This is a genomic window from Mycobacterium sp. E1747 (assembly GCF_001667775.1).
Taxonomy (GTDB): domain Bacteria; phylum Actinomycetota; class Actinomycetes; order Mycobacteriales; family Mycobacteriaceae; genus Mycobacterium.
In genome coordinates this window covers 22,158-29,354 of the sequence record NZ_LZJI01000207.1, presented here as the reverse complement: position 1 = coordinate 29,354, position 7,197 = coordinate 22,158, and the positions used below count along the sequence as shown (strand labels likewise).

The 7,197-nt window shown below is 68.0% G+C and carries 6 protein-coding genes; 5 read left to right on the top strand and 1 reads right to left on the bottom strand.

What is annotated here, in order from left to right:
- The coding region (locus A5695_RS22490) for an ArsA family ATPase (RefSeq protein WP_197515594.1) at positions 1 to 605 on the top strand (605 nt) is incomplete at its 5' end.
- Positions 602 to 1,771, top strand: coding sequence for an ArsA family ATPase (locus A5695_RS22485; RefSeq protein WP_068087466.1), 1,170 nt, complete (start codon positions 602 to 604; stop codon positions 1,769 to 1,771). The genes A5695_RS22490 and A5695_RS22485, both read left to right, overlap by 4 nt.
- A gap of 21 nt (positions 1,772 to 1,792) precedes the next feature.
- On the opposite strand, the gene A5695_RS22480 is transcribed toward A5695_RS22485, so the two are convergent.
- Positions 1,793 to 2,143, bottom strand: a complete 351-nt coding sequence (locus A5695_RS22480) for a WhiB family transcriptional regulator (RefSeq protein ID WP_068087463.1) — start codon at positions 2,141 to 2,143, stop codon at positions 1,793 to 1,795.
- Between the two features lie 364 nt (positions 2,144 to 2,507).
- Between A5695_RS22480 and ponA2 the strand changes: the two genes are divergently transcribed.
- The 3 genes from ponA2 to A5695_RS22465 all read left to right on the top strand — a co-directional run bounded on the left by ponA2 (position 2,508) and on the right by A5695_RS22465 (position 7,141).
- Positions 2,508 to 4,934 (top strand): transglycosylase/D,D-transpeptidase PonA2, encoded by a 2,427-nt coding sequence (ponA2, locus tag A5695_RS22475; protein ID WP_068087459.1) that lies wholly within the window; start codon positions 2,508 to 2,510, stop codon positions 4,932 to 4,934.
- Positions 4,935 to 5,021: 87 nt separating this feature from the next.
- Complete coding sequence (locus A5695_RS22470) at positions 5,022 to 6,020, top strand: metallophosphoesterase (RefSeq protein ID WP_082946254.1); 999 nt, start codon at positions 5,022 to 5,024, stop codon at positions 6,018 to 6,020.
- Complete coding sequence (locus tag A5695_RS22465) at positions 6,017 to 7,141, top strand: PLP-dependent cysteine synthase family protein (protein WP_068087453.1); 1,125 nt, start codon at positions 6,017 to 6,019, stop codon at positions 7,139 to 7,141. Before A5695_RS22470 ends, A5695_RS22465 begins: the two co-directional genes overlap by 4 nt.
- Positions 7,142 to 7,197 lie beyond the last annotated feature (56 nt).

The following is a 7,197-nucleotide window of genomic DNA, read 5'->3' as shown; positions in this document are numbered from 1 at the left end:
AGATCAAGGAATCGGTGGTGCGGGTCGACAAAAACCGGCTTCCGGTTTATGACGCGGTCGTGGTCGACGCACCGCCGACGGGTCGGATCGCCCGCTTCCTGGACGTCACCAAGGCCGTGTCGGATCTGGCCAAGGGCGGCCCGGTGCACTCGCAGAGTGAGGGCGTGGTGAAGCTGCTGCACTCCGAGCAGACCGCGATCCACCTCGTCACCCTGTTGGAGGCGCTGCCCGTGCAGGAAACGCTCGAGGCCATCGAGGAGCTCGCCGAGATGGAGCTGCCGATCGGCAGCGTGATCGTGAATCGCAACATCGCGTCGCACCTGCAGCCCGCCGACCTGGCCAAGGCCGCCGAGGGACACGTCGACGCGGACTCGGTGCGGACCGGGCTGGAAATGGCCGGCATCAAGCTGAACGACACCGAGTTCGCGGGCCTGCTGACCGAAACCATCGAGCACGCGACGGTCATTGCCGCGCGCGCCGAGATCGCACAACAACTGGACGCGTTGAAGGTGCCCCGGCTCGAACTGCCGGCGATCTCCGACGGCGTCGACCTCGGCAACCTCTACGAGCTGTCCGAAGTGCTTGCGCAGCAGGGGGTTCGATGAGCACCACGCCGAACAGGCTTGATATGGGGGCGATCCTGGCCGACACGACCAACCGGGTGGTGGTGTGCTGCGGCGCCGGCGGGGTGGGCAAGACCACGACCGCGGCCGCGATCGCGTTGCGCGCGGCCGAATACGGCCGCAACGTCTGCGTTTTGACGATCGACCCGGCCAAGCGGCTGGCACAGGCACTCGGGGTCAACGACCTGGGCAACACACCGCAACGCGTTCCCCTGACGCCCGAGGTTTCCGGCGAGCTACACGCGATGATGCTCGACATGCGCCGCACGTTCGACGAAATGGTGGTCCAATATTCCGGAACCGGTCGCGCGCAAGCGATTCTGGACAACCAGTTCTATCAAACGGTTGCCAGCTCGCTCGCCGGCACGCAGGAGTACATGGCGATGGAGAAGCTCGGCCAACTGCTGGCCGAGGACCGCTGGGACCTGGTGGTGGTGGACACCCCGCCGTCGCGCAACGCGCTGGACTTCCTGGACGCACCCAAGCGGCTGGGCAGCTTCATGGACAGCCGGTTGTGGCGGCTACTGCTCGCGCCGGGCCGCGGTATCGGCCGATTGGTCACGGGCGCAATGGGTTTGGCGATGAAGGCGCTGTCTACCGTGCTCGGGTCACAGATGTTGAGCGACGCGGCCGCCTTCGTGCAATCGCTGGATGCCACCTTCGGTGGTTTCCGGGAGAAGGCCGACCGCACGTACGCGCTGCTGAAGCGCAGGGGCACGCAATTCGTCGTGGTGTCGGCGGCCGAACCCGATGCGCTGCGCGAGGCTTCCTTCTTCGTCGACCGGCTGTCCACCGAAGGCATGCCGCTGGCCGGACTGGTCTTGAACCGCACCCACCCGACCTTGTGCTCGCTGCCCGCCGAGCGGGCGATCGACGGAACGGAAACGCTCGAGGCCGAGACGGATTCCGAGGCGGCGTCGCTGGCCGCGGCCGTGCTCAGGATTCACGCCGACCGCGCGCAGACCGCCAAACGCGAAATCAGGTTGCTGTCGCGGTTCACCGGGGCCAATCCGCACGTGCCCGTCATCGGGGTTCCGTCGCTGCCCTTCGACGTCTCGGATCTGGACGCGTTGCGCGCCCTCGCCGATCAGATCGCACCGTTGGCCGATGACGCGGCCAGCACCGCCGCGCAAGGGCCCCTGCGCTAGCAGGAGCGGTCGATCCGCGGGTCAGCCGACGCCGCGGATTCGCCTCTTGTCGAAGAAGTCCGCCCAGGAGACCACCTCGGGGTGCTGCTTGAGCAGGGCGCGGCGCTGCCGCTCGGTCATGCCGCCCCAGACGCCGAACTCAACCTTGTTGTCCAGGGCGTCGGCCCCACACTCCTGCATCACCGGGCAGTGCCGGCAAATGACCGCCGCTTTGCGCTGCGCGGCCCCACGGACGAAAAGCTCGTCCGGATCGGTGGTTCGACACAGTGCTTTGGAAACCCAGGCGATCCGTTCTTCGGCATCAACGCTGCGGAGTACCCCTTGTGCGGCCGCAATGTTTGTCCTACGCGCCGCAGGCCGTGTTCCTGACACGAACTGTTCCCTTCCCTACCGGCCGCTCTCACGACCGACCGCCCTCCTGGGGTGCAGATCCTCACCTGCGATCTACGCCACACTGTGTAAATCGGTGTTACCTGAATCTCACCGTGTGTCTAAGTTAGGTGGTCAGCCCCCAATTGCGCAACAGTCCGATAACGCTTTTTTTGGGACGGGCGTGCCGTCTCGTCCCAAACGATCGGCATTGAAGTGATCTTGGACGCGCCCGTTGGGGGTCACGCGAACTGACGCACGCGCAATTAATTTCCCGCCACGGCCGTAAGCCGCTGGTCATGACGGGACGAAAAGTCGGCGAACGTGCAGCGTGGCGGCGTGACTGGGGGCCGCTACTGTAGTAGCCATGTCAGAGCGCCCCCAGGCCTTCCTCACGATCCTCAAGCTTGCGGGGTACTGCTTGCTGGCCGGTGTCGTCGCCACGGCGCTGATGTTTCCGTTCGCGGGCGGATTGGGACTGGTGTCCAACCGGGCCTCCGAAGTCGTCGCCAACGGCTCAGCCCAACTCCTCGAGGGCGAGGTGCCCGCAGTGTCGACGATGGTCGACGCGAAGGGCAACACCATCGCCTGGTTGTACTCCCAGCGCCGCTTCGAGGTGCCCAGCGACAAGATCGCCAACACGATGAAGCTGGCGATCGTATCGATCGAGGACAAGCGATTCGCCGAGCACAACGGGGTGGACTGGAAGGGCACGCTGACCGGGCTGGCCGGCTATGCCCGCGGCGACGTCGACACCCGGGGCGGTTCGACCATCGAACAGCAGTACATCAAGAACTACCAGTTGTTGGTGACGGCGAAGACCGACGCCGAAAAGCGTGCCGCCGTGGAGACCACCCCGGCGCGCAAGCTGCGCGAGATCCGGATGGCGCTCACGCTGGACAAGACCTTCACCAAGCCCGAGATCCTCACGCGCTACCTGAATCTGGTGTCGTTCGGCAACGGGTCCTTCGGCGTGCAGGACGCGGCACAGACCTACTTCGGCATCAACGCCTCGGACCTGAACTGGCAGCAGGCGGCGTTGCTGGCGGGCATGGTGCAGTCGACCAGCGCGCTCAACCCCTACACCAATCCCGAGGGCGCGCTGGCGCGGCGAAACCTGGTGCTGGACACGATGATCGAGAACATCCCGCAAGAGGCCGACGCGCTGCGCGCCGCGAAGGCCGCCCCGCTGGGCGTGCTGCCGCAGCCCCACGAGCTACCGCGGGGTTGCATCGCCGCCGGCGATCGCGCGTTCTTCTGCGACTACGTTCAGGAGTACCTGTCGCGCGCCGGCATCAGCAAAGAACAGGTGGCGCGCGGCGGCTATCTGATCCGCACCACGCTGGACCCCGACGTGCAGGTGCCGGTCAAGTCGGCGATCGACCAGTTCGCGAGCCCGACGCTGCCCGGCATCTCCAGCGTCATGAGCGTGATACAGCCGGGCAAGACCTCGCACAAGGTGATGGCGATGGCCAGCAACCGGACCTACGGGCTGGACAGCGACGCCGGGCAAACCATGCGTCCGCAGCCCTTCTCGTTGGTCGGCGACGGCGCGGGCTCGGTGTTCAAGATCTTCACGACGGCCGCCGCCCTGGACATGGGCATGGGCATCAACGCCACGCTCGACGTGCCGCCGCGCTTCCAGACCAAGGGCATGGGTAGCGGTGGCGCCAAGGGCTGCCCCAAGGACAACTGGTGCGTGGTCAACGCCGGCAACTACCGCGGGTCGATGAACGTGACCGAGGCGCTGGCCACCTCGCCGAACACCGCCTTCGCCAAGCTGATTCAGCAGGTCGGGGTGACCCGCACCGTGGACATGGCGATCAAGCTGGGCCTGCGGTCCTACGCCGATCCCGGCACCGCGCGCGACTACAACCCCGACAGCAACGAGAGCCTGGCCGACTTCGTCAAAAGACAGAACATCGGCTCGTTCACGCTGGGCCCCATCGAGGTCAACGCGCTCGAGCTGTCCAACGTCGCGGCGACGCTGGCCTCCGGCGGCACGTGGTGCCCGCCCAACCCGATCGACAAGCTGATCGACCGGCACGGCAACGAGGTCGCGGTTACCACCGAGAACTGCGACCAGGTGGTGCCAGAAGGCCTGGCAAACACTCTGGCCAACGCGATGAGCAAGGACGCGGTGGGCGGCGGCACGGCCTCCGGTTCGGCCGGTGCCGCAGGATGGACGCTGCCGATGTCCGGTAAGACGGGCACGACCGAGGCGCACCGCTCCTCCGGCTTCGTGGGCTTCACCAACCACTACGCCGCGGCCAACTACATCTACGACGACTCACCCTCGCCGACGGACCTGTGCTCGTCGCCGCTGCGCCATTGCGGCGAGGGCGACTTGTACGGCGGCAACGAGCCGGCCCGCACCTGGTTCACGGCGATGAAGCCGATCGCCAACAATTTCGGCCCGGTGCAGCTGCCGCCCACCGATCCCCGCTACGTCGACGGCTCACCCGGGTCGCGTGTGCCCAGCATCGCGGGCCTGGACATCGATGCGGCGCGCGCCCGACTGAAGGAAGCGGGCTTCCAGGTCGCCGACCAGAACAACTTCGTCAACAGTTCCGCCAAGCAGGGCGAGGTGGTCGGAACCTCGCCGAGCGGCGCGACGATTCCCGGGTCGATCATCACCATCCAGGTCAGTAACGGCATCCCGCCGGCACCCCCGCCGCCGCCAGAGGGCGCGCCGGTGCCGGTCGGCTCGCAGGTGGTGGAGATCCCGGGTCTGCCGCCGATCACCATTCCGCTCCTGGCGCCGCCTCCGCCACCGGGCCAGCCGCCCCCGTAGACGGGCGACCCGTGACGCCGCGGCGCAAGCTATGCGTTGCCAAAGCGCAACCGGCAGTAGGCTGCCAGCATGGCTGATGCAAGCTCAATGGCCCCCCTCCACAGCGGTCCGCTGCGCGGACCGCATCGTCACGGGGCGTTGCCCACGCTGATACGCGCCGGTGCCGTCGCGCTCGGTTCGGCCGTCGCCGGCATCGGTTACGCCGCCGTCGTCGAGCGCAACGCTTTCGTGCTGCGCGAGATCACCATGCCCGTCCTGACGCCGGGTTCGACGCCGCTGCGGGTGCTGCACATCAGCGACCTGCACATGCTGCCGACCCAGCGCCGCAAACAGGCCTGGCTGCGGGAGCTGAGCAACTGGGAACCCGACCTGGTGGTCAACACCGGCGACAACCTGGCGCACCCTAAGGCGGTGCCCGCGGTAGTGCAGGCCCTGGGCGACCTGCTGTCGCGGCCCGGAGTCTTCGTCTTCGGCAGCAACGACTACTTCGGCCCGCGCCTGAAGAACCCGCTGAACTACCTGACCAACCCGTCGCACCGGGTGCATGGTGAACCGCTGCCCTGGCAGGACCTGCGGGCGGCCTTCACCGAGCGCGGCTGGCTCGACCTGACCCACACGCGGCGCGAGTTCGAGGTGGCCGGGCTGCACGTCGCAGCGGCCGGCGTCGACGACCCGCACATCGACCGGGACCGCTACGAGACGATCGCCGGCCCGGCCAGCCCGGCCGCGAACCTCCGCCTGGGACTTACCCATTCGCCGGAGCCGCGGGTGCTGGACCGCTTCGCCGCCGACGGCTACCAGCTGGTAATGGCCGGGCACACCCACGGCGGTCAGGTCTGCCTGCCGGTCTACGGTGCGCTGGTGACCAACTGCGGCCTGGACCGCTCCCGCGCGAAGGGACCCTCCCGGTGGGGCGCGAACATGCAGCTGCACGTCTCCGCCGGGATCGGCACCTCCCCGTTCGCGCCGGTGCGGTTCTGCTGCCGGCCCGATGCCACCTTGCTGACGTTGATCGCCACGCCGATGGGCGGTCGGGATTCGGCGAGCGACCTGAGCCGTTCGCAGCCAACAGTTTCGGTGCGTTGACCGAGCGGGCCCGGGTCGCGGTCCGCAGCCACTCCCGGTGCTGGACGGACAACGCGGTCCGGCTGATCCAGGCCGACGCCCGCCGCAGCGCGGACACGCACCTGCTGCGCTACCCGCTGCCGGAGGCATGGGCCCGAAACGGCGCAGACGCCGATGTGGCGCTGTACCTCAAGGACGAGACCACCCACATCACCGGCAGCCTGAAACACCGGCTGGCCCGCTCGCTGTTTCTCTACGCCCTTTGCAACGGGTGGATCAACGAGAACACCACGGTGGTCGAGGCCTCGTCGGGATCGACGGCGGTGTCGGAGGCCTACTTCGCGGCCCTGCTCGGTCTGCCGTTCGTCGCCGTGATGCCGGCGTCGACCAGCTCGTCCAAGGTGGCGCTGATCGAAGCCCAGGGCGGCCGTTGCCATTTCGTGCAGAGGTCCAGCGAGGTCTACGCCGAGGCCGAACGCGTCGCCCGCGACACCGGTGGGCACTACCTGGACCAGTTCACCAACGCCGAACGCGCCACCGACTGGCGGGGCAACAACAACATCGCCGAGTCGATCTTCGAGCAGATGGGCGAGGAGACCCATCCGATTCCGGAGTGGATCGTCGTCGGGGCGGGCACCGGCGGCACCAGTGCCACGATCGGCCGCTACATCCGCTACCGGCGGCACGCGACCCGGTTGTGCGTCGTCGACCCGGAGAACTCCGCGTTCTTCCCCGCCTACGCCGAAGGTCGGAACGACCTGAACGACTTGGTGATGCCCGCCTCGTCGCGCATCGAGGGCATCGGCCGGCCGCGGGTCGAGCCGTCGTTCCTGCCCGGGGTGGTCGACCGCATGGTGGCGGTGCCCGACGCGGCGTCCATCGCCGCCGCCCGCCATGTCAGCGCCGTCCTGGGCCGCCGGGTGGGGCCCTCGACGGGCACCAACCTGTGGGGCGCCTTCGGCTTGCTGGCCGAGATGGTCGCCGAGCGGCGCAACGGTTCGGTGGTCACGCTGCTCGCCGACAGCGGCGACCGCTATCACGACACCTACTTCGATGACGAGTGGGTCGCCGCGCAGGGACTCAACCCGAGCGGTCCGGCCGAGGCGCTGGCGGAGTTCGAGCGATCCTGCCGGTGGCAGTGACTCGGCAGACCGCGGTTTGGCCAGCCGATGGGCGGGTGCGATAGGCTGTCGGAGCT

What these genes read in the sequence shown, in the direction of transcription:
- A5695_RS22470 (WP_082946254.1), top strand. Translation starts at nt 5,022, where the DNA reads ATGGCCCCCCTCCACAGCGGTCCGCTGCGCGGACCGCATCGTCACGGG.
- ponA2 (WP_068087459.1), top strand. Translation starts at nt 2,508, where the DNA reads ATGTCAGAGCGCCCCCAGGCCTTCCTCACGATCCTCAAGCTTGCGGGG.
- A5695_RS22485 (WP_068087466.1), top strand. Translation starts at nt 602, where the DNA reads ATGAGCACCACGCCGAACAGGCTTGATATGGGGGCGATCCTGGCCGAC.